20 protein-coding genes are annotated in these 20,308 nt (G+C 69.7%); 9 read left to right on the forward strand and 11 right to left on the reverse strand.

Annotation, left to right across the window (positions count from 1 at the left end; all coding sequences use genetic code 11):
• From A8M77_RS30575 to A8M77_RS30590, 4 genes are all read left to right on the forward strand, one after another.
• Nucleotides 1-765, forward strand: a 765-nt coding sequence (locus A8M77_RS30575) for a TetR/AcrR family transcriptional regulator (protein ID WP_238137031.1), incomplete at its 5' end; no start/stop codon positions are given.
• 47 nt (nt 766-812) lie between these two features.
• A complete protein-coding gene (locus A8M77_RS30580; RefSeq protein WP_086925236.1) occupies nt 813-1,286 on the forward strand; it encodes a cytochrome C in 474 nt (157 codons plus the stop codon).
• A 382-nt stretch (nt 1,287-1,668) separates the two neighbouring features.
• Complete coding sequence (locus A8M77_RS30585) at nt 1,669-2,082, forward strand: GreA/GreB family elongation factor (protein ID WP_086925237.1); 414 nt, start codon at nt 1,669-1,671, stop codon at nt 2,080-2,082.
• Nucleotides 2,083-2,089: 7 nt separating this feature from the next.
• Complete coding sequence (locus A8M77_RS30590) at nt 2,090-3,016, forward strand: universal stress protein (protein ID WP_086925238.1); 927 nt, start codon at nt 2,090-2,092, stop codon at nt 3,014-3,016.
• 101 nt (nt 3,017-3,117) lie between these two features.
• On the opposite strand, the gene A8M77_RS30595 is transcribed toward A8M77_RS30590, so the two are convergent.
• The 3 genes from A8M77_RS30595 to A8M77_RS30605 form a co-directional block, all read right to left on the reverse strand.
• Nucleotides 3,118-3,612: a hemerythrin domain-containing protein gene (locus A8M77_RS30595; protein ID WP_086925239.1), complete on the reverse strand. Its 495-nt coding sequence runs from the start codon at nt 3,610-3,612 to the stop codon at nt 3,118-3,120.
• Nucleotides 3,613-3,824: 212 nt separating this feature from the next.
• Complete coding sequence (locus A8M77_RS30600; RefSeq protein ID WP_086925240.1) at nt 3,825-4,232, reverse strand: Hsp20/alpha crystallin family protein; 408 nt, start codon at nt 4,230-4,232, stop codon at nt 3,825-3,827.
• A 15-nt stretch (nt 4,233-4,247) separates the two neighbouring features.
• The gene (locus A8M77_RS30605; RefSeq protein WP_086925241.1) at nt 4,248-4,685 is read right to left on the reverse strand and encodes an Hsp20/alpha crystallin family protein; all 438 of its coding nucleotides are present in this window, start codon (nt 4,683-4,685) and stop codon (nt 4,248-4,250) included.
• Nucleotides 4,686-4,997: 312 nt separating this feature from the next.
• Between A8M77_RS30605 and A8M77_RS30610 the strand changes: the two genes are divergently transcribed.
• Nucleotides 4,998-5,228, forward strand: a complete 231-nt coding sequence (locus tag A8M77_RS30610) for a DUF3606 domain-containing protein (protein ID WP_086925242.1) — start codon at nt 4,998-5,000, stop codon at nt 5,226-5,228.
• Complete coding sequence (locus tag A8M77_RS30615) at nt 5,225-6,385, forward strand: zinc-dependent alcohol dehydrogenase (RefSeq protein ID WP_086925243.1); 1,161 nt, start codon at nt 5,225-5,227, stop codon at nt 6,383-6,385. Before A8M77_RS30610 ends, A8M77_RS30615 begins: the two co-directional genes overlap by 4 nt.
• Before the next feature lie 6 nt (nt 6,386-6,391).
• On the opposite strand, the gene A8M77_RS30620 is transcribed toward A8M77_RS30615, so the two are convergent.
• A complete protein-coding gene (locus A8M77_RS30620; RefSeq protein ID WP_086925244.1) occupies nt 6,392-7,312 on the reverse strand; it encodes a hypothetical protein in 921 nt (306 codons plus the stop codon).
• A gap of 116 nt (nt 7,313-7,428) precedes the next feature.
• Between A8M77_RS30620 and A8M77_RS30625 the strand changes: the two genes are divergently transcribed.
• Nucleotides 7,429-8,898: a caspase family protein gene (locus A8M77_RS30625; RefSeq protein ID WP_086925245.1), complete on the forward strand. Its 1,470-nt coding sequence runs from the start codon at nt 7,429-7,431 to the stop codon at nt 8,896-8,898.
• Nucleotides 8,899-8,908: 10 nt separating this feature from the next.
• Here A8M77_RS30625 and A8M77_RS30630 read toward each other — a convergent pair whose 3' ends face one another.
• Nucleotides 8,909-9,808 carry a DMT family transporter gene (locus A8M77_RS30630; protein ID WP_086925246.1) on the reverse strand — a complete coding sequence of 300 codons (900 nt, stop codon included), beginning with the start codon at nt 9,806-9,808 and terminating at the stop codon, nt 8,909-8,911.
• A gap of 132 nt (nt 9,809-9,940) precedes the next feature.
• Here A8M77_RS30630 and A8M77_RS30635 point away from each other — a divergent pair, with 132 nt between their 5' ends.
• Together A8M77_RS30635 and A8M77_RS30640 are read left to right on the forward strand one after the other, a co-directional pair.
• Nucleotides 9,941-10,393 (forward strand): Lrp/AsnC family transcriptional regulator, encoded by a 453-nt coding sequence (locus A8M77_RS30635; RefSeq protein WP_192871705.1) that lies wholly within the window; start codon nt 9,941-9,943, stop codon nt 10,391-10,393.
• A 72-nt stretch (nt 10,394-10,465) separates the two neighbouring features.
• On the forward strand, nt 10,466-11,239 hold the full coding sequence (locus tag A8M77_RS30640; RefSeq protein WP_158101030.1) for a TetR/AcrR family transcriptional regulator: 774 nt from the start codon (nt 10,466-10,468) through the stop codon (nt 11,237-11,239).
• On the opposite strand, the gene A8M77_RS30645 is transcribed toward A8M77_RS30640, so the two are convergent.
• The 6 genes from A8M77_RS30645 to A8M77_RS30670 all read right to left on the reverse strand — a co-directional run bounded on the left by A8M77_RS30645 (nt 11,240) and on the right by A8M77_RS30670 (nt 20,297).
• Nucleotides 11,240-12,304: a xylose isomerase gene (locus tag A8M77_RS30645; protein ID WP_086925248.1), complete on the reverse strand. Its 1,065-nt coding sequence runs from the start codon at nt 12,302-12,304 to the stop codon at nt 11,240-11,242. It lies immediately after the preceding gene.
• Nucleotides 12,301-13,509 carry an ABC transporter substrate-binding protein gene (locus A8M77_RS30650; RefSeq protein ID WP_086925249.1) on the reverse strand — a complete coding sequence of 403 codons (1,209 nt, stop codon included), beginning with the start codon at nt 13,507-13,509 and terminating at the stop codon, nt 12,301-12,303. Before A8M77_RS30650 ends, A8M77_RS30645 begins: the two co-directional genes overlap by 4 nt.
• Nucleotides 13,510-13,573: 64 nt before the next feature.
• Nucleotides 13,574-14,587 (reverse strand): aromatic ring-hydroxylating dioxygenase subunit alpha, encoded by a 1,014-nt coding sequence (locus A8M77_RS30655; RefSeq protein WP_086925250.1) that lies wholly within the window; start codon nt 14,585-14,587, stop codon nt 13,574-13,576.
• 177 nt (nt 14,588-14,764) lie between these two features.
• Nucleotides 14,765-18,085: an error-prone DNA polymerase gene (locus A8M77_RS30660; RefSeq protein WP_086925251.1), complete on the reverse strand. Its 3,321-nt coding sequence runs from the start codon at nt 18,083-18,085 to the stop codon at nt 14,765-14,767.
• Between the two features lie 9 nt (nt 18,086-18,094).
• On the reverse strand, nt 18,095-19,438 hold the full coding sequence (locus tag A8M77_RS30665) for a hypothetical protein (RefSeq protein ID WP_086925252.1): 1,344 nt from the start codon (nt 19,436-19,438) through the stop codon (nt 18,095-18,097).
• Nucleotides 19,407-20,297 (reverse strand): hypothetical protein, encoded by an 891-nt coding sequence (locus tag A8M77_RS30670; RefSeq protein WP_086925253.1) that lies wholly within the window; start codon nt 20,295-20,297, stop codon nt 19,407-19,409. The genes A8M77_RS30665 and A8M77_RS30670 overlap by 32 nt, the downstream gene beginning before the upstream one ends.
• Between the last annotated feature and the right edge of the window lie 11 nt (nt 20,298-20,308).

The raw sequence follows: 20,308 nt of genomic DNA on the forward strand, positions 1-20,308 counted from the left end.
CAAGCGACGCCCGCCGCCGTGGACAACCCTGCGCCGCAGCTCCACTACGACTGCAATGAAAGAGAGGGTAGTCCAGTGAGCCGCACGGCCGTCCCGAAGGCGAATACCGCAGCCGAAGGCGAAGGCAGTCCAGTGACCGGGCAGCCGCCGGCAGGCCGGCCCCGCCAGAAGCAGCGCACCCGCCAAGCCCTGCTCCATGCGGCAGCGCAGTTGATGCAGCAGGGGCGCCGGCCGGCGCTGGAAGAGATCGCCGAGGCCGCGCTGGTCTCGCGCGCCACCGCCTACCGCTATTTCCCGAACGTGGAAGCGCTGTACCTGGAGGCCTCGATCGACATCGAGACGCCGGCCCCGGACGAGGCCCTGCGCGGCGCACCGCCGGAGGACGTGGTGGGCCGGCTGGAGCATGTGGACGAGGCACTGCACACCATGATCGCGGCCCACGAGGCGCCGCTGCGCATGATGCTGGCGCAGTCGCTTCAGCGCACCGCGCGCGGCGAGATCGACGAGGAGCTCCCGCCGCGCCAGAACCGCCGCACCCCGCTGATCGAGGCGGCGCTCGGACCGTCGTCGGGCCGGTTCAAGCCGGCCGCGCTGCGCAAGCTCAAGCATGCGCTCGCGCTGGTGCTCGGGCCGGAGGCCATGGTCGTCTTCAAGGACGTACTGCGGCTCGATGACGCCGAGGCGCGGCGCGTCCGGCGCTGGGCCATCCGGGCGCTGGTCGCCGCGGCGCAACCGCCTGGGCCGCAGGCCCGGCAGCATCGATGAATTTCGTCACCCCTTTGCGCTTCATTCCCTTGCTCAAGGAGAGTTCCATGCCGGTCCATCGTTCCCTGCTTGCCGCCCTCTCTCTTTTCGCCTGTGCAAGCGCCCTGGCTGCGCCCGGAGACAAGGCCGGCGACCAGGTCCACCGCGGCCGCTACCTGGTACTGATCGCCGGCTGCAACGACTGCCACACACCCGGTTACGCGCCCCGCAACGGCCAGGTCGACGTGAAGCTCTGGCTCACCGGCGACGCCCTGGGCTGGGCCGGCCCCTGGGGCACGACCTATGCGACCAATCTGCGCCTGCTGCTGGCCGGCATGACCGAGCGGCAGTGGATCCAGTACGCGCGCCGCATGGAGCCCAGGCCGCCGATGCCGTGGTTCAACGTGCGGGCGATGAGCGATGCGGACCTGAAAGCGATCTATGCGTTCACGCGCTCGCTCGGCGCGGCGGGCGAGCCTGCGCCGGCCTACGTGCCGCCTGGCCAGAAGGCGGCGGGGCCGGTCGTGCGCTTTCCGGAGTGAACACCGCGACATCGGCCTTCGTCGACAAGCCGAACCCGATGATCCTCGCAGAAGCCTGAGTCCGATCGCGCACCACGGCGCAGGGGCATGGGGGTCCATTCACCGCGCAGCGCCGCATCGCGGCCTACAATCCGCCGCATGTCCCGACTGGCCCCGACCCTCCTCGCCGCTCCTGCCGCCATCGCGGCCGGCCTGCGCGCGCCGGTGGCTCGCACCGTGATGGCCATGCCGGGTCAACAACACCAGCCGGCCGCACTTTCCCCCGCCCGGCGATCACCCTCCCCCCTTTAAGCGCAAACCATCGATCGCCGGGCCCCCACAGCCCGCGCGTCCGCGACCGCCCGCGACGAAGCGGGCCGGTCGCATTCGACTGGAGTGCGTCATGCAAGCAACAGCCACCAACATCCTTCTCGGCGAGCGCACGCTCACCGAGCTCGACCATCAGCGCCTGAGCCGGCTGGTGGACAAGAGCGCGCCACCGGCACTCGAGGCGCTTCTCGATGCGACAGACATCGTAGGCTCGCGCGAGGTCGCGGCCAACGTGGTCACGATGTATTCGCAGGTGCGGATCGTCGATGCGAGCACGGGCCAGCCTCACACGCTCACGCTCTGCTATCCCGCCGATGCCGAGCCTGCCGCGGGCTTCATCTCGGTGCTCTCGCCGGTCGGCCTGGCGCTGATCGGCCTGCGCGTGGGTGCGCTCGCGCGCTGGCGCGTGCCCGGCGGCGAGGAAGGCTGCGCGCGGCTGGAGCAGATCCTGTTCCAGCCCGAGGCCAGCGGCGACTACACGACCTGAGGGCCCCATGAACTTCAAGGCAATCCTCGTGCTCACCGATTTCTCCGCCGCCGCCTCGGCGGCACTGGACCGCGCCACGCTGCTGGCGATCGAACACCGCGCCACCCTCACGCTGATGCACGCCGCAGAACCTGGCGACACCGCGCCGTCCAATGCAGCGGTGCGCCTGGACCAGACGGCGCGGCAACTTGCGCAGCGCACCGGCCTGGAGGTCTTCGCGCGCTATGCCAGCGGGGATGCGCTCGCGGCCATCGCTGCCGAATCCGATCGCGTGGACCTGCTCGTGGTGCCGCACCGGCGCGCGCGAGGCTTGGCCGCCTTCCTGCACGGCCCGCCGGCGCTGCGTATCGCACGCGTGTGCCGCTGCCCGATGCTGGTGGTCAAGGCGGCGGCGCGCGAGCGCTATCGCAGGATCCTGGTGACGGTGGACTTCAAGGCCTTCTCGCAGTCGCTGGTGGCGCTGGCGTGCACCATCGACAGGCTTTCCGAAATCGAGCTCTTCCATGCCATCAGCCTGCGCGACGACGCCAGGCTGCGCGCGGCGGAAGCGTCGTACCAGGCCGTTCTGGCCTATCGCCGCCGCGTCCGGCAGGTGGCGCAGCAACGCATGTTCGCGCTCTCCGACTCCTTCCAGGCGCGGCGCAACCGCATGCTGATGGCGATCGGCCAGGGCGACCCGGCACGGCAGGCCCTGGTGCAACAGGAGTACGCGGGCGCCGACCTGGTGGTGGTGGGAAAGCGGCGGCGACCCGCCTGGGCCGACGCGCTGTTCGGCAGCGTCGCGCAACGCTTGCTGGCCTGGGCCGGGTGCGACGTGGTCGTGCTGCCGCACGACCCTCGGCCCTCGACACGCTCCGCTGCCAGGGACCGCCTGCACCGCGCCTTGCGTGGCGGCCGAGCGGCCCTGTTGCCGGGGTCGCGGCGCGGCGCGTGATGCCCTGGGCTCAGTCCAGCGTGGCGAGGCAGGCCGCGATGTCGCGCGCGCCCCGGCGCGTCGCCCGGGCATAGGCTGCCGGCGTGTTCCGGCATGCGCCGCTAGGCAGCAGCCATCGCCTCTTCCATCAGCACTTCCTTGCGCGCCTCCAGCCGTTCGCGCATGCCGACGAGATCGAGGCCACGCGCCGCGCGGGCCTTGACGAAGATCTCGTTGCGCTCTTCCTTCACGTGGTGGTCGATGTACTCGCCGAGCACCTTGACCTTGGCGTCGAACATCTCGTCCACGTCCTGCGCCTCCTGGATCTGCGCGATCAGATCCTTGGCGCTGGCGTGCTCGACCTCGGCTTCGTCGAGCAAGTCGGTCTCCTTGATCGCCTCGCGCAGCGCCGGATAGAAGATCTCTTCCTCGATCTGCGCGTGCACCGTCAGCTCCATGCAGATCTCGGTCGCCAGTTGACGCCGTTTCTCCGCGGCGCTCGCCGCACGGGAGCCGACGAGCTCGTCGTATTCCTTGAACATTTTCTTGACCTTGCGGTGGTCGGCATCGAGCAGGCTGCAGGCATCCGGCTCGGCGCGCTTGGTGGAAGTGGGCATGGTGTATCTCCATCGAGGGGTTGTGGGGAACACCGAGGATGTCGTGCGCCTGCGCGCCTTGCGTAGGAAAGCGCCGCCAGGTGCTAGCGGCCTGTGCCGATGCGCGATGGAAGCGCACCGGTGGAGCTCGCACGCGACGGACAGGTCGATCCCGCGGCAATGCGCTATGCACCTTCCCCGGCCAGAGTGGCCAGGGGAAGGTGCATAAACCCTCAGGCGGCCTTGACCTCGATGCGTCGCGGCTTGGCCTGCTCCACCTTCGGGATGCGCAGCGTCAGCACGCCGTGCTTGAGCTCCGCCGACACCTTCTCGGTGTCCAACTCTTTGCTCAGCGTGAAGATGCGGCGGAAGCGCGCCAGGCCGACCTCCGTATGGCTGGATTGCAGCCCTTCAGGCACGCTCAAGGCGGACTCGGCCTCAATGGTCAGCGTGTCGGATTCCACGTGCAGATGCAGGTTGTCCTTGGACACGCCGGGCAGGTCGGCGTACAGCGTGATGCCGGTGCCGTCCTCCACGACGTCGACCGGCGGGGTCAGCGCCGCTTCGACATAGTTCGCCGAGGTCTTGCTGCGGGCGCTCTCGGAGGGAGCGCGCACTTGGGCAGTGTCGACTTGGTTCATCTCGCTCTCCTTTCCTCACTGGATGGTGATGCGGCGCGGCTGCGCGGAGGCGCGCCGCTGAACTGTGATGTGGATGACGCCATTGCGGTAGTCGGCCTTGATCGCTTCCGGGTCGGCGTCTTCGGGCAACGTCAGCATGCGACGGAAGTTGCCCGTGAAGCGCTCGTTGATGTGGACGGTCGAAGACGCTTCACCCTCAGGCAGCGTCGAGGGTCGCTCGCCGGAAATGGTCAGCAGGCCGCGGTCGAGCTGGACCTCCAGCGTGGCCGGGTCCAGCCCGGGGGCGAAGGCATAGATTTCCACTGTCTGCGGCGTGCCGCCGACGTTCAGGGCCGGAAAACCGCCCCGGCCCAGCCCTCGGATGCTTGGAGACAGATCGAAGGCCTGCTGCATTTCGCGTTGCAGGCGATCCATCTCGGCGAACAGGTCGCGCGGAAATAAGGATCGATACATGGCGAAACCTCCATAGGATTAAACCGAACAGAAGTAGAAGCGCCTCAGAAGCGGGCGCTTCCGGCGATGATTTAGGAGCGGCTTTCGCGGATTCAAGAGGCCCCGGAATCCTGCACGGCGCCAAGCTGGCGGCTAGTTCAGCGCCGCTCGCTCCACGTTGCTTGGGTCGGTCGCGCAGAAGCCGGTAGGAATGCGCGCTTGACGTGTCGGGCCCTGCGCCGACATCGCTTCACACCTCGCGTTCTAGGGTGTGTGGAACCTGGCGCCAAAGCGCCAGGCAAAGCGCCAACTACCGAATTGCAAGGAAGCGACATGCCCGAATCTCGAGACTTTTCCCGGCCCGAAAGCATCGACCTCGGCTCTCCCGGTGCCGTGGAGGAACTTGCGAAGCGCTTCGACGGCACACCCCAGCAGATCCGCGACGCCGCCAAGACTGTCGGCAGCCGGATCGCGGACATCGAGATGCACCTGAAGGGAACCCGCAGCGCAAGCAACGAACAGCGGATGGAAGATCAGCCGCCGTCACCCGGAGCGCGCCCATGAAGGCCCTCGTTTATCACGGCGGCAAGGACGTGCGCGTCGAGACAGTCAAGGATCCGGTGATACGGGAACCGGACGATATTCTGCTGCGCGTGACGGCCACCGCCATCTGCGGCTCGGACCTGCACCTCTACCGCGGCAAGGTGCCGGGCCTGAAGTCCGGCGACATCCTCGGGCACGAATTCATGGGCGAAGTGGTCGACGCCGGCAGCGCGGTCACTGCCGTCCATACCGGCGACCGGGTGGTGGTGCCCTTCGTGATCGCCTGCGGCGCGTGCTTCTTCTGCGAGAAGCGCCTGTTCGCCGCCTGCGAAACGAGCAACACGGGGCGCGGTGCCATCGTCAACAAGAAGAGCCTGCGCCCCGGCGCGGCGCTGTTCGGCTACACCCACCTGTATGGCGGGGTGCCGGGTGGACAGGCCGAGTATGTGCGCGTGCCTCGGGCCAACGTCGGGCCCCTGCGCATTCCCGATGCGCTCTCGGACGAGCAGGTGCTGTTTCTCAGCGACATCCTGCCCACCGGCTACCAGGCGGTGCTGAACGCCGAAGTCGGGCCGGGCTCCACGCTGGCGATCTTCGGCGCCGGACCGGTCGGCCTGATGGCGGCCGCCTGTGCCCGCCTGCTCGGGGTGGAAGACATCATCATGGTCGACCACCACGATTACCGCCTGGACTTCGCGCAGCGCGCCTATGGCGCCGCTCCCATCAACTTCGACCGGGTCGATGCGGCGGAGGTGATCCTCGAGGCCACGCACGGGCGAGGCGTGGACGCCGTCATCGATGCCGTCGGCTTCGAGGCCAAGGGCAGCGCGCTGGAGACGTGGCTCACCCGGCTGAAGATCGAGGGCAGCAGCGGCAAGGCCCTGCGGCAGTGCATCGCGGCGGTGCGCCGCGGCGGCGTGATCAGCGTGCCGGGCGTGTACGCCGGCTTCCTGCATGGCTTCCTGTTCGGCGACATCTTCGAGAAGGGGCTTACCGTCAAGGCCGGCCAGACCCACGTCCAGCGCTTCATGCCCGAACTGCTGGAGCACGTCGGCAACGGGAAGCTCAGGCCCGAGGCCATCATCACCCACCGGCTGCCGCTGGCGCAGGCCGCGCGCGGCTACCAGGTGTTCAACCAGCAGCAGGAGGAGTGCCGCAAGGTGGTGCTCACGCCCTGACGGCCCTCAGGGGCAGTCGCCGGGATCGGCCAGCAGCGCCTGCGAGTCCTCGTCGAAGCCCGGCACCGGCTGGGCCTTGGCCAGCGCGATCCACACGCTGAACGGCAGGCGCGGCTGGGCCCGATGCACCGCCGCGCGCGCCACCACCAGGCGATCGCCCTGCGCGATCAGCACGCCGCATTCGGCCGGAATCTCGTCGGGCTCGGCGATCACGCGACCCTTGGCCTCGGTGCCCAGCACATACCAGCACTCGCCGCCGAGGTCGAGGTAGGCCGCGCGCTTGTCGGGCTTGCGAAGGTCGCTCAGCAGGTCGGCGCGGCTGACCTTGACCTCGTGCACGACGGGCTGGGCATAGGCCTCGACGCTGGTGTTGCGGATCGAGAACACGTCGGGCCGTGCGATGCACCAGCGGGGCTTGTCGCCTTCGTTCACCGCGGGCAGCCGGGCACGCAGGCCGAGGCCGCGCCAGGCGATGCGGCCGGCGCGCGTCATCTCGCGCGCCACCTGCTCGACCAGGGCCTCGTGGCGCGACAGCACGGCGCGGTTGACCACCAGGCTGCGGGCCACGTGCGCGATGCCGGCATCGCTCACGCGCAGCGTCTCGTGGCCCTGGGCCGAGCGCACCCGCTCCAGCAGGCCGGCGGCCAGCAGGTCGATCTCGATGTCGTCGCAGCAGGGCCAGCCCGCGGAGCGGTAGACATCGCGCAGGCGGCGCGCATGCAGGCGACCCAGCGCCACGGCGCCCGGCGGCGGATCGGCCACCGGCGGCGGCGCACCCGGCTCGGTCATGGGCGGGTCGGTCGGCGGGGGATCCACCTCGGGCGGCGGGGCCGGCACCGGCGGGGGCGACGGCGGCACCGGCAGATCGGGCGCGGGCGGTGGTGGCCCGATGGGCACGCCGGCAAGGGGCGAGGCGAAGGCGGTCATCACGCAAGGTTAGCGAAAAGTGCGCGCCGGCGCCCATGTCCACCGGCCATTCGGCCGATGCCCCCGGCCGAAGAGCGACTTGCGACCGGCGGCGGGCAGGCGGATAGTGCAGCCCCATGCAGGATCGACGCGCTGCCCGCAGGCTCGGCTTCATCCGCCGTTTCGGCCATCGGCTGGGCTGGGCACTGTCGCTGGTGCTTGCCGGCGTGCTGGCCGTGACGGTGCTCCCGGCGCGTGCGCAGGAGCGCGGCGTGGAAAAGCGCATCGCATTGGTGGTCGGCAACGCCCGCTACCCCAAGGTGCCGCTGGCCAACCCCGAGAACGACGCGCGGCTGGTCGCCGCCAACCTGCGCCAGCTGGGCTTCGAGGTCAACCTGCAACTCAACGTCAATGTGCTGGAGTTCAGGCGCGCGCTCCGTGAGTTCGCGCGGCGGGTGCAACAGAACGATGCGGCCGCGGTGCTGTACTATGCCGGCCACGGCGTGCAGATCGACGGGCGCAACTACCTGCTGCCGGTCGACATCAACCTGCGCGACCAGGAGGAAGTCAAGGACGAGTCGGTCGACATCGAGGAGCTGTTCCTGGGCCGGATCGACAAGGCCGGCGCATACCCCCGCATCGTGATCCTCGATGCCTGCCGCGACAACCCCTTCGCCGCGAAGACGCGCAACATCCGCTCGGCCGGCGGGCTGGCGGAGATGGGTGCGCGCGGCACGCTGATCGCCTTCGCCTCAGCGCCCGGCGCGCCGGCCGAGGACGGGCCCAGCGGGCGCAACAGCGTCTACACCAAGGCGCTGGCCGAGGAGATGATGGTGCCCGGCCTCGAGGTCGAGCAGATGTTCAAGAACGTGCGGGTCAAGGTGCTGCGCGAGACGCGCGAGCGGCAGCTGCCATGGGTCAATACCTCGCTGACCTCGAACTTCAGCTTCAACCCGGGCGCGGGGCGGCCGGCGGTGGAGAAGGCCGCCGCGGCCACGCCCGCGCCGCCTGCCCTCCCCGCGCCACCCGGTCCGGCGGCTGCCGGCACGCCCGGGCGCGACGGCCGGGCGAAGGACATCGACACGCTGCTTGCGCAGGCCGAGACGCAGGCCCGGCGCGAGCGGCCGCAGGAACGCGAACGCGAGCAGCAGATCGCCGCTGCGGCGCCCTCGGCCGCGCAGCCGCCTGCGGCCGTGTCGCCCGTCCTGCCTCCGGCTGCAGCGCCCTCGCCGCCTCCGCCACCATCGACGTCGCCACCGGCATCGCGCAAGTTCCTGGAGCGCGACGAATTGCAGCAGTCGCTGGTCGGCAGGACCCACAGCCTGAAGGACGGCGGCAACACGATCCACTGGGACCTCAGAAGCAGCGGCACGGTCTACTTCCAGAGCATCAGCGCCGGCAACTTCTCGATTCGCGGATCGGGCCGATGGGAGATCAAGGACGACGGCAGCCTCTGCGCACGCTTCAATCCCGCCCCGCCGGGACGGCTCACCGACGCACGCAGCCCCGACAACGGCTGCTGGTACTTCTACCGCGATGGCGACAAGCTGATGCGAACCCAGACGCGGGAATCGCAGGCACGCGCCGATGTCGTGACGATCCAGTAGCCGCGGCGCCTCAAAGAGGCCCCTGCCCGCGGCCGGCGACCCGCATCGACGGGAAGGTCCATCCCTGGTTCATGCCCGCCGCGGCCACCAGGATGGCCGCGGCGCCGACCAGTTGCAAAAGCTGCAGCCGATGCCCGAAGGCCAGCGCGTCGACCGCGAATGCCACCACCGGGTAGATGAAGGACAGCGCGCCGGTCAGGTGCGTCGGCAGCCGCTGGATCGCGCCGTAGAGCAGGATGTACATGAGCCCGGTGTAGACCACGCCGAGCGCCACCAGCGCGCCCCAGGCGTGCGCGCCGCTCGGCGGCGCCGTCAGGTTGGCGAAGGGCGCGACCATCAGGATGCCCACGCATACGTGGACCAGCGCGACCAGGTGCGGCGACGTGCCCTGGAGCTTCTTGGTGAGCACGGCGGACAGCGCATAGCAGAAGGCCGCGCCCAGCGCCATCAGGATGCCGAGCAGGTAGTCGCTGCCGGGCAGGTGGGCACCGGGCTTGGCCTGTGCGATCAGCAGCACGCCCGCGAAGGCGATGGCCAGCCAGCCCAGCCTGGCGGCCGTGAGCCGCTCGCCGAAGAAGAGCACGCCGAAGCCGACCAGCATGAAGGGCTGGGTGTTGTAGACCGCGGTGGCGATGGAGATCGAGGCGCGCGAATAGGAGGCGAAGATCAGCAGCCAGTTCAGCACGATGGCGGCCCCGCCCAGCGCGGCCAGCAGCAGGACGCGCCAGGACATGCGCCGCAGCAGGCCCATGGCCGCGCACACCGCCAGCAGCGTGGCCGCGCCGAAGACGCAGCGCCAGAACACCAGGTCCACGATCGGCAGGCCCGAGACCACCACCACCCAGCCGATGGTGCCGGAGATCAGCATCGCCGCACTCATCTCCAGCGTGCCGCGCGTCCTGTCGTTCATGTCATGAGCCCTCTTGTCCGATGCCCGAAGAATGCCACCCCGAGGGCCGGCCATCCATGGCCAGGACGAGGCGATCGGGCGGATACTCCTTCGATTCGAAGGCGGCTTGCCTCGTCATCCAAGGAAATCACCATGATCGACGCCACGGACCAGCGCATCGTCGAAGCCCTGCTCCCCAATGCGCGCCTCTCGCTCAAGGACCTGGCGCAGGCGGTGGGCATGTCGCCGCCCAGCGTGTCGGAGCGGCTCAAGCGCCTGGAGGAGCGCGGCGTGGTGCGCGGCTACACGCTGGCGCTCGACCCGCAGGCCCTGGGCTACACGCTGCAGGCGATCGTGCGGATCCGCCCGATGCCCGGCAAGCTGCAGACGGTGCAGAAGCTGATCGAGGAGACGCCGGAAATCTGCGAGTGCGACAAGGTCACGGGCGAGGACTGCTTCATCGCGCGGATGTACGTGCGCTCCATCGAGCAGCTGGACCGGGTGCTCGACCGCATCGCCGACAAGGCCGAGACCAACACCTCCGTGGTCAAGGCGCAGGTGGTGCGCAGGCGCCCGCCGCCGCTCGGATTCGGGCCCCTGCGCTGAGGCGCCATGCGAGACAATGCCGTGTCACCACCGCCCGCGCGCAGCGACCCCAGAACGAGGAGCGAATCCACCGTGCCAGAACGATCTTCTTCCGCCGCCCGCGGCGGCCGCGGTGCCGGGCGCACGGAAACGCCCGCGCCCGCCGCGGAAGGCGGTCCGACCCGCCGGCGCCTGCGGCGCGAGCGCACGGACCTGCTGGAGACCCGCATCCTCGATGCCGCGATCGAGGAGTTCGCCGAGCACGGCTTTGCCGGTGCGCGCATCGAGCGCGTCAGCGCCGCGGCCGGCACGGTCGACCGGATGCTGTACTACTACTACGGCAACAAGGAGCGGCTCTACCAGGCGGTGCTGGGGAAGATCTACGAGGACATGATCAACGCGCAGAGCGAATTCGTGCTGCCCGACGATCCTGTGGAAGGCATGCGCCAGCTGGTGCTGCACTCGTGGGAACACTATCAGTCGCATCCGAACCTGGTGCGCCTGCTGATGAACGAGAACCTGCTGCGCGGCAGGCACGTGCGCGAGTCGGTGCAGCTGGCGCGCACCACCCTGCCCCTGGTGCAGACGGTCGAGACCCTGCTCGCGAACGGCCAGGCGCAAGGCGTGTTCCGGCGCGAGCTGTCGTCCGAGCACGTGCTGATGACCATCATGTCGCTCGGCTTCTTCTACGTGTCGAACCAGTACACCTGCTCGGCCTGGCTGGGCGCGGACCTGATGGGCCGTGCGCGGCGTACGGCCTGGGGCGAGCACATCTGCGAGACGGTGCTCGCCATGCTGGCCGAGCCCATGGCGGAGGCGAAGAAGTCCAAACCCCGTCGCAAGCCGGCGGCCGCGAAGAAGAAGTGATCAGGCCGGGCCGAGGCCGGCCCAGGTCTCGCGCACGAAGCGCGCGATGGCTGCGTTCTGGCCGATCAGCGAGAAGCGCGCGTTGTGCGCGTAGTCCGGCAGGTTGATCATCTCGGTGGTGATCCAGCGCAGTGGCGAGTCCGCGTGCGCATGGTGATACGCCAGCACCTTGCGCACCACCTCCCGCGTGCAGCCCAGCGCGTCCGCATCCCAGTCCGAATGCCATTCGCCGGGCCCCGGCTCGGTGAAGGGGTACAGGATGCCGCGGCCCGGCTCCCCGGCCCTGTACGGAAAGATCGAGTGCTCGGGCACGGCCGCCACGGCCTCGCCCGAATCGCCCGTCGACCAGCGGTTGCGCGGCCCGTTCGGCGCCACGCTGCGCACCTGCAACCATCGCACGATCCCCATCTCCAGCCATTGGTCGACGAAGTTGCCGGGCTGGAAGGGGTCGAGCACCGCGCGGCCCGCGGCCACGTCCTCGGTCAGGCCGCAGATCGCGAGCTCCTGCGCATTGCCCATCTTGAAGATGCCGTGGCTGTAGTCCAGCGTGAAGTGGAACGGGATGCCGCGGCGCATCACGGCCGCGGCCACCGGCGCGACGCGGCGCGGGTCCTCGCTCCACATGTTGGCGTGCAGCTCGAAGGCCGGCTCGACGCCGCGCGCCATGCCTTCGTCGTAGGCGCGCAGGTAGAAGTCGATGACCTCGTCGTTGCCGATGGGGCGTCCGCTGGCGTCGTGCCAGTACAGCATGATGTTGTGGGTGCGCGCGCCGACCTGGGCGGCCAGCCGCAGCTTGTCGGACAGGAGCGGCTCGTCGCGGCCGAGCGCGTAGAACCAGCTCGCGGTGTGCACCGGCAGGTTGAAGCGCTCGATGCAGCGCAGGTAGGTGTCGACCTGGCCCGGCATCGGCAGCCGGTCGAAATAGTCGAACACGCCGGCCTCGCGCACGAGGCGGAATTGCTCTTCGATCGGCGCCTCGGTCAGCGAGACCGGCGCCTCGTGCGACGAGGCCTGCGCGCCGCGGCCGTTGCAGCCGATCGGTGGAAGGGTCGTCGCTCCGCTCATGAGGGATTGCGCAGCTTGCGGATCTGCTCCTCTGCCGGCTGCAGCTTCGAGCCATCGAGGTAGGTGCCCGAGGGCATCACGCCCTTGCCGTCCTGCACCGCGGTGCGGCCGACGAAGATGCCGAGCGTCGACTGGTTGTCCTGCGGGCGGAACACCACCGGGCCGAAGGGCGAGTTGAACTGCAGGCCCTTGAAGGCCGCGATCAGCTTTTCGGTGTCGGTCGAGCCGGCCTTCTGGATGCCGGCGGCGATGGCCTTGACCGTGGCATAGCCGACCACCGAGTTCAGGCGCGGGTAGTCGTTGTATTTCTTCTGGTAGGCCGCGAGGAAGGCCTTGTGCTCGGGCGTGTCGATGTTGGCGTAGGGGTAGCCGGTCACGATCCAGCCGTTGGGCGCATCGCCCTTGAGCGGGTCGAGGTACTCGGGCTCGCCGGTCAGCAGGCTCACCACCTCGCGTCCCTCGAACAGACCGCGCGTCTTGCCTTCGCGCGCCAGCTTGGTCAGGTCGCTGCCGAACATCACGTTGAAGATCGCATCCGGCTTGGCATCGGCGATGGCTTGCGATACGGCACCGGCATCGATCTTGCCGAGCGGCGGCGACTGCTCGGCCACGAACTCGATGTCGGGCTGTGCCTTCTTCATGTTCTCCTTGAAGGCGGCGACGGCGGCCTGGCCGTACTCGTAGTTGGGGTAGATCAGCGCCCAGCGCTTCTTCTTGAGCTTCACCGCCTCGGCGATGACCGAGGCCGACAGCGCGTAGGTGCCGGAGCGCAGCCGGTAGGTGTAGCGGTTGCCCTGGTCCCACACCACCTTGTCGGAGAGCGGGCCGGAGGCGAGGAAGAACATCTTCTTCTGCTTCGCGAAGTCGGTCAGCGCGAGGCCCACGTGCGAGAGCGTGACGCCGGAGAGGATGTCCACGCCCTCGCGCGCGACCAGTTCCTCGGCCATCCGCACCGCATCGCCCGGATTCGCGTTGTCGTCGCGGAAGATGGTCTCGAGCTTCCTGCCGTTGACACCGCCGGCGGCATTGACTTCCTCCTGGGCCAGCAGCCAGCCCTGCTTGTAGGGCACCAGGTTCTGCGGCAGCGCCTTGTAGCTGTTGATCTCGCCGATCTTGATGGTGCCCTGGGCGGCCGCGCCGGCGGCACCGGCGATGCACAGGCTGGCCGCCAGCAGGCGGACGGAGACAGGAAGCACGCGGTTCATGGCGGAGGTCCTTTCTGGCGATGGCGGGGGACGAAGCAAAAGAGGGGGGAGCCTGGGGGAGAACTCATTTTTCAGCCATCTCTTCGACGATGCGGCGCATCTTGATGGAGGAGCCGTCGAGGCCCAGGTGCACGCGCTTCCACTCTCGCGGCTTGTCCTCGTTGCGCTGGATCGCCTCGAGCATGCGCTTGTCCTCGTCGAAGGCCATGCGCAGGTTGCTGCGAAGGCGCTCGTCGATCACCGGGTCGGCCGGCGAGTTGCGCAGGCACAGCCAGTGCTGCACGCAGGTGCGCTGGTCGACCGGCGTGATGAAGTGGCAGGCGTACATCTGGATGCAGTCGTCGCGGTTGCCCTCGGGCGCGCCGGTGCCGGTGCGGGCGGAGCCGAAGTCGATCACCGCGATGCTGGGTGCGTGGTAGTGGTAGTAGTGCCAGCGGTCCACGTTGCCGCCGAAGTCCTTCAGGCCCTCGAAGATGGGGATGAGGGGCCCGTCGATCACCCAGCGCCAGGTCACGACCTTGTTGCCCTGGCGCTCGTGCTGCACGCGCGTCTCCTCGCGGCCGGCGCTGGCCAGGGTGGTCTGGTGCACGTAGACGACGTGGGTCGGATCGCACAGGTTGTCGGCCAGGCTCAGGTAGTTGGCCTGCACCGGCAGGGCGTCGCCCTCCACCACGCTGTAGGCCGGGTCGTCGTACTGCGGCAGGTGGAAGACCTGGCTGCGGTCGGCCTTCTCGGCGTCGCCCATCCACACCCACACCATGCCCATGCTCTCGGCGGTGGGATAGCTGCGCACGCGAAAGCTCTCGGGTGGCCGCGCCATGCCGGGCGCCACCGTGCAGCGGCCGCTGCAGTCGAAGGTGAGGCCGTGGTAGCCGCACTCGATGGCATTGCCGCGCAGCCGGCCCAGCGACAGCGGCGCCAGGCGGTGCGGGCAGGCGTCCTCCAGCGCGGCGACCGTGCCGTCTTCGGCGCGGTACACGGCCAGGTCCTCCTCGAGGACGCGGCGGGTGCTGATGCCCTGGCCGATGTCGCGCGACCAGGCGAGCGGATACCAGGCGTTGTAGGCGTAGGCGGTCATGGGGTCTTCCTTGGTGAGCCGGTGGCTTCCTGCGGAATGGACAGCGCAGAAAGCGTGCCAGCGATTTGGTAAGTAACTTCTCCAAATTTGTGGAGAGATTACTTAATTCCGGTGCATTCCGCCATCGGGTTTGCACCGGGAGGCGGCACGGCGCGCCATCGCCGTGCGCGGCGGGGTTCAGTGGAAGTCGCGGCTGCGGGTGGTGCGGGCCAGACGGCCCAGCAGCGGGGTCAGGTCCCGGAAACCGGTGGCCACGACATGACGCACCTGGCCGCCGCTGTCGACGTCGCGCTGCCAGGTGCCCTGCACGGCCAGCAACTGCGATTTCAGGAGAGGCTCGCGCCAGGCCTCGACCACGTGCTTCCAGACGATCACGTTGACATTGCCGGTCTCGTCCTCCAGGGTGACGAAGATGGTGTCGTTGGCGGTCTGCGGGCGCTGGCGGCCGATCACCATGCCGCAGGCATGCACGGCCTGGCCGCTGGGCAGGTCGCGCAGCTGCTCGGCGCTGGCCAGCCCCATGCGCGCGAGTCGCGGGCGCAGCAGCGCGAGCGGATGACGGCGCAGCGTGAAGCCGAGGGCGTCGTAGTCGCCCACGATCTCCTCGCCCTCGGGGGCGAGCGGCAACTGGAGGGCGCGCTCGTGGATGGGCACGCCCTTGAGCAGCGGCGGCGCGCGTCGCTGGGCGGTGGCGTCCCAGACCTGCTGGCGCCGGTGGCCCGACAAAGGCAGCAGCGCATCGGCGGCGGCCAGCGCGGCCATGTCCTTCGCGTCGAGCTCGGCGCGCAGGGCCAGGTCCTCGGTGCAGGTGAAGGCGCTCTGGTCGCGGGCCTTGACGAGGCGGTCGGCGCCGGCCTCGCTCAAGCCGCCGATGCGGCGCAGGCCCAGGCGCACGGCGGGCTGGCCGGGGCGGCCGAGGCGATTGGCGAAGCGGGGCGCGATGGCAGCCGTGTCACGCAACGGCGACGCCTCCTCCAGCGTGCAATCGAGCGCACTCTTCGTCACGTCCACCGGCCGCACCTCGACGCCATGCCGACGCGCATCCTGGATCAGCTGCGAGGGCGAATAAAAGCCCATCGGCTGCGAGTCGAGCATCGCCGCGAGGAAGCAGGCGGGCTCGTGCAGCTTGAGCCAGCTGCTCACCATCACCAGCAGGGCGAAGCTGGCGGCGTGGCTTTCGGGGAAGCCGTATTCGCCGAAGCCCTGCATCTGCTTGTAGATGGCCTCGGCGAAGGCGCGGTCGTAATCCCTTTCGACCATCCCTTCGATCAGCTCGTCGCGGAACTTGTCGATGCCACCCTTGCGCTTCCAGGCCGCCATCGCACGACGCAGGCGGTCGGCCCGGTCGGGCGTGAAGCCGGCGGCGATCATTGCGATCTGCATCACCTGCTCCTGGAAGATCGGTACCCCCAAGGTGCGCTCCAGCGCGGGGCGCAGGTCGTCCTTGGCGTACTCGATGGGAATCTTGTTGCCGACCTTCTCGCGGTTCTTGAGGTACGGATGCACCATGCCGCCCTGGATCGGCCCGGGCCGCACGATCGCAACCTCGATCACCAGGTCGTAGTAGCAGCGCGGCTTCAGGCGCGGCAGCATCGACATCTGCGCGCGGCTCTCGATCTGGAACACGCCGATGGTGTCGGCATCGCAGATCATGTCGAACACGGCATCGTCGTCGTTCGAGATGTGGTGCATCTCGAGCGCCGTCCCGCGACAGCCATTGACCATGGCCAACGCCCGCCGGATCGCGCTCAGCATCCCCAGCGCCAGCACGTCGACCTTGAGCATGCCCATGGCCTCCAGGTCATCCTTCTCCCACTGGATGACGGAGCGGTCCTTCATCGAGGCCTTCTCCACCGGGACCAGCCGCGTGAGCTTGGTCTGCGTGAGCACGAAGCCGCCCACGTGCTGGCTCAGGTGGCGCGGAAAGCCCCGCAGCTGCTGCGTGAGCTCGATCCACTGCAGCAGCCTGGGCATGTCCTCCTGCACGCCGATGCGCTGCATCGCCTCCTGCAGCCGTTCGTCGAGCACGACGCCGTCGAACCAGTAGTGGTCCTTCGCGAACTCGTCGACCAGCCGCGCGTCGATGCCCAGCGCCCTGCCCACGTCGCGCAGTGCGCTGCGCGAGCGGTAGCAGATCACGACCGCGGCGATGGCGGCGCGCTCGCGGCCGTACTTCTTGTAGATGTACTGGATCACCTCCTCGCGCCGCTGGTGCTCGAAGTCGACGTCGATGTCGGGCGGTTCGTGGCGCTCGCGGCTCAGGAAGCGCTCGAACAGCAGGTGGCCGGTCTCGGGGTTGATGGCGGTGATGCCGAGGCAGTAGCACACGGCCGAGTTGGCGGAAGAGCCGCGGCCCTGGCACAGGATCTTCTCCTTTCTGGCGAAGCGCACGATGTCTTCCACCGTGAGGAAGAACATCTCGTAGTGCATGTCGATGATCAGTTTCAGCTCGTGCTGCACCTTGGCCTGCACCTCGGGTGGAACACCGTCCGGATAGCGCACACGCGCGCCTTCCCAGGTCTTGCGCACCAGCGTCTGTGCCGGCGTCTCGCCGCCTGCCACGTTCTCCAGCGGGTATTTGTAGTGCTCGCGGATCACGCCCAGGTCGAAGGTGCAGCGCTCCATCACGACAAGCGTGTTGGCCAGCAGTTCGGCCGGATAGAGGTTCGCCAGCCGCAGCCGCGAGCGCAGGTGCCGCTCGGCATTGGCCTGCAGCGCGAAACCGCACTCGGCGACGCTGCGGCCTTCGCGCACGGCGGTGATCACGTCCTGCAGCGGCTTGCGCGAGCGCACGTGCATGTGCACGTCGCCGGCAGCCACCAGCGGCACGCCAGTGCGCTCGCCGGCCTCGCGCAGGGTGCAGAGCCAGAGGTCGTCGTCCAGCTCGTTGCGCAGCTCGGCCGCAAGCCACAGATGCTCGCCGAAGAAGCGCTCGGCCTCCTGCAGGTCGGCGCACAGCGCGTCCGTTTCAGGCATGCCGCCCGGCACGCGCTCCGGCACGAAGAGGGTTTCGCAGTGGCGCAGCGAGGCCACGTCACCGTCTTCCCAGTCGACCCGGTACTCGCCCTTGGGCGCAGTGGTGTTGCGCGCCGCCGTGATGAACTCGCAGAGGTTGCCCCAGCCTTCGAGGTCGTGCGCGATCGCCACCAGCCTGAAGCGCTCGAAGCGGAACTCGCTGCCGAACAGGAGCCGGAAGCGAGGTCTCTCCGGGGGGGCGATTTTCTCGAGGTATTCCTTGAGCCCTTCATACGCCTTCACCACACCGGCCACGGAGCATTCGTCGGTGATCGCGAGTGCCTCGTAGCCGAGCTTGCAGGCTCGCTCCACCAGTTCCGCCGGATGCGAAGCCCCTCGCTGGAAGCTGAAATGGGTGAGGCAGTGCAGCTCCGCGTAGGCAGGCAGCCCCGGTGGTTCCTTCGGCTGCCGCGGCGACGGCGCGTGCCGCACGGCCTCCGCGCGCTCTCGCCTCAGGATCTGTTTGTCGCTGAGCGCTGGCATGGCGCGGCCTCAGGCATAGAGCCCCTGGAGGAACCAGCGCGGCTCCTTCGCTTCGTCCTCGGACAGGAAGCCCGTCGGGCGCTCGCGGAAGACCCAGACCAGCCCCGCCTCCGGGCTCTCGGCGATGTAGTAGTCGCGCATCGCCGGATGCCCCCGCTCTCCGCCCTGCCCCGGGCCGCCCCACCAGCCCGCCTCCAGCCGCTGCGGCCCGGCCAGCCGGCGCAGCACGCCGCGGTAGCACGGACGGCCGTCGCGCAGCTCCAGCCGCAGCGGCTCGCGCAGCAGCCAGGGCGGGTACAGGGCATCGGGCTGCGAGGCGGCGGCTGCCACGGGAGGATCGCCCTGCAGCGCAGGTCGCCAGGCCTGCTTTTCCTCGGGCCGGTAATCCGCCTGCGCGACCGCACGCAGCACCTGCTGCGGCCCCAGCCGCGCGCTCAGGCGCTCGACCAGCTCGTGCAGGCGATCGCCCGGGCGGTTGTCCTCCGGCAGGAAGCCGGTGCTGGCGCCGGCCCAGGGCGCAGTTTCGACCGAGCGCAGGCGCAGCCAGCTCGCGGGCGCGGCCAGGCTGGTGAGCGCGAGCCGCTCCGACAGCAGGCGCCGCAGGTGTGCCGTGTCCTGCGTGGGCGTGGCCGTGCGCACGGTGAGCTGCTGGTGCGGCGGCAAGGCGATGCCGTTCAGGCGCTTCAGGTCCAGCGTCCATTGCAGCTCCAGCGCCAGCACGCCCCGCTGGCGTGCGCGCAGCCAGATCTGCAGCGCCGCCAGCAGGCGGTGGGCCGACCACATCAGCTCGGGCGCGCTCTCGGCCAGGGCGGGCAGCTCCAGCTTCTGCTCGAACACATCCGGCAGGGTGAGCCACTCATGGCCGTCCGGGACGAGGCCATAGGCCACGTCCAGCGCGGCGCGCAAGGCCGGGCCGAAGCGGCGCACGAGTCCATCGCGTGGCAGCCTTTCGACATCGCCCCAGTTGCGGCATCCCAGATGCGACAACACCCCGAGGTGGTCGCGCGCCGCGCTCAGGGTGTCCAGCGGCAGGCCGGCGGGCAGTTCCTGCGGCGGCGGCTCGCCGCGCGCGAACATGCGCAGCCGCGCGAGCGCGACCAGGCTGGTTGAGCCCTGCACGCGCTGCACCGGCACCTCCGGCACGGGATTGAGCCGCGCCAGCTCGCGCATCAGGCCCAGCCGCCCGCCCCACAGCCGCTCGCAGGCCGAGACTTCGAGCAGCAGCGCCTCGTCGACCCAGGCGACGTGCGGCGTGAACTGCAGGGCCCACCAGCCCAGCGCCTCGGGGGGCGGCAGTGCTGCCTCCTTGGCGGCGGCGATCTCAGGCGGCCATCGCAAGGCGATCCAGTGCATGGCCTTTCTCCTGGCTTTCCTGGCGCGGGGCGAGGCGCACGACGGTCGCGCCCTCGGTCGGGAGCACCGCGCCTTCCTGCTGCCGCTGCCATTGGCGCCGCAGCCGGCCGGCCGCGAGCAGCGCATTCATGCGCGCGTGGCGGGCAGGCAGTTGCAGGGGCCTGGCCAGCGGCGGGCCGCGCCGCTTGAGGACATGGACCTCGATCTGCGCCGGGTCAGCCCCGCAGCCCTGCAGCTGCAGCCGCAGCCTCGCCGGCGAACTCGCCTGGGCCACGGCCTGGGGCCGGAAGACGAACAGCAGCGCCTCGTGCTGCGCCGCCGCCAGCTGCAGCCGCCGCAGCTCGCCCACGCGCGCCTGCGGCAGCCAGGCCAGCACCGCGGCCACCTCGGCGCAGCGCAAAGCCTGCTCGCAGGCCCACAGCCGTGCTGCACCATGGGCCCCCACGCTCGGCACTTCGCGTCCTCGCTGCCCCCCGAGGGGGCCGCGCCCGCCTTGGGGCGGCCCGGCGGCGGGCGCCGCATCACAGCGCACCCACAGCAGCGATTCAAGCGGCAGCCCCTGGGCCGCGAGCGCCGGCCCGAAAGGCTCCTGCGGCGCGCCGACCAGCACCACCGGCCCGGAACGCTCCCGCACCGCCTGCGCCAGCGCGGGCAGCAGCAGTTGCCAGGCATGGGCTTCGGGGACCTCCTGCAGCAACTCGGTCATCGCGCCTACCGGCCAGCCGCCGCCGGGCAGTTCGGCATCGAGGGCCGCATGGCCGGTGCCGATGACTTGGCCGTCGGCCTGGCCCAGCGCATCCCCGCTCCACAGCTTGTGGCGCGCGGCGGCGGAGAAAGTGTCGAAGGAAGGCAGGCCCATGATGTACTGTA

Source organism: Variovorax sp. JS1663 (genome assembly GCF_002157355.1).
GTDB lineage: Bacteria > Pseudomonadota > Gammaproteobacteria > Burkholderiales > Burkholderiaceae_C > Variovorax.

Bases quoted from the DNA above. Each gene is read 5' to 3' on its own strand.
- A8M77_RS30580 (WP_086925236.1), top strand. From the start codon at position 813: ATGCCGGTCCATCGTTCCCTGCTTGCCGCCCTCTCTCTTTTCGCCTGT.
- A8M77_RS30585 (WP_086925237.1), top strand. From the start codon at position 1,669: ATGCAAGCAACAGCCACCAACATCCTTCTCGGCGAGCGCACGCTCACC.
- A8M77_RS30590 (WP_086925238.1), top strand. From the start codon at position 2,090: ATGAACTTCAAGGCAATCCTCGTGCTCACCGATTTCTCCGCCGCCGCC.
- A8M77_RS30595 (WP_086925239.1), bottom strand. From the start codon at position 3,612: ATGCCCACTTCCACCAAGCGCGCCGAGCCGGATGCCTGCAGCCTGCTC.
- A8M77_RS30600 (WP_086925240.1), bottom strand. From the start codon at position 4,232: ATGAACCAAGTCGACACTGCCCAAGTGCGCGCTCCCTCCGAGAGCGCC.
- A8M77_RS30605 (WP_086925241.1), bottom strand. From the start codon at position 4,685: ATGTATCGATCCTTATTTCCGCGCGACCTGTTCGCCGAGATGGATCGC.
- A8M77_RS30610 (WP_086925242.1), top strand. From the start codon at position 4,998: ATGCCCGAATCTCGAGACTTTTCCCGGCCCGAAAGCATCGACCTCGGC.
- A8M77_RS30615 (WP_086925243.1), top strand. From the start codon at position 5,225: ATGAAGGCCCTCGTTTATCACGGCGGCAAGGACGTGCGCGTCGAGACA.
- A8M77_RS30620 (WP_086925244.1), bottom strand. From the start codon at position 7,312: ATGACCGCCTTCGCCTCGCCCCTTGCCGGCGTGCCCATCGGGCCACCA.
- A8M77_RS30625 (WP_086925245.1), top strand. From the start codon at position 7,429: ATGCAGGATCGACGCGCTGCCCGCAGGCTCGGCTTCATCCGCCGTTTC.
- A8M77_RS30630 (WP_086925246.1), bottom strand. From the start codon at position 9,808: ATGAACGACAGGACGCGCGGCACGCTGGAGATGAGTGCGGCGATGCTG.
- A8M77_RS30635 (WP_192871705.1), top strand. From the start codon at position 9,941: ATGATCGACGCCACGGACCAGCGCATCGTCGAAGCCCTGCTCCCCAAT.
- A8M77_RS30645 (WP_086925248.1), bottom strand. From the start codon at position 12,304: ATGAGCGGAGCGACGACCCTTCCACCGATCGGCTGCAACGGCCGCGGC.
- A8M77_RS30650 (WP_086925249.1), bottom strand. From the start codon at position 13,509: ATGAACCGCGTGCTTCCTGTCTCCGTCCGCCTGCTGGCGGCCAGCCTG.
- A8M77_RS30655 (WP_086925250.1), bottom strand. From the start codon at position 14,587: ATGACCGCCTACGCCTACAACGCCTGGTATCCGCTCGCCTGGTCGCGC.
- A8M77_RS30660 (WP_086925251.1), bottom strand. From the start codon at position 18,085: ATGCCAGCGCTCAGCGACAAACAGATCCTGAGGCGAGAGCGCGCGGAG.
- A8M77_RS30665 (WP_086925252.1), bottom strand. From the start codon at position 19,438: ATGCACTGGATCGCCTTGCGATGGCCGCCTGAGATCGCCGCCGCCAAG.
- A8M77_RS30670 (WP_086925253.1), bottom strand. From the start codon at position 20,297: ATGGGCCTGCCTTCCTTCGACACTTTCTCCGCCGCCGCGCGCCACAAG.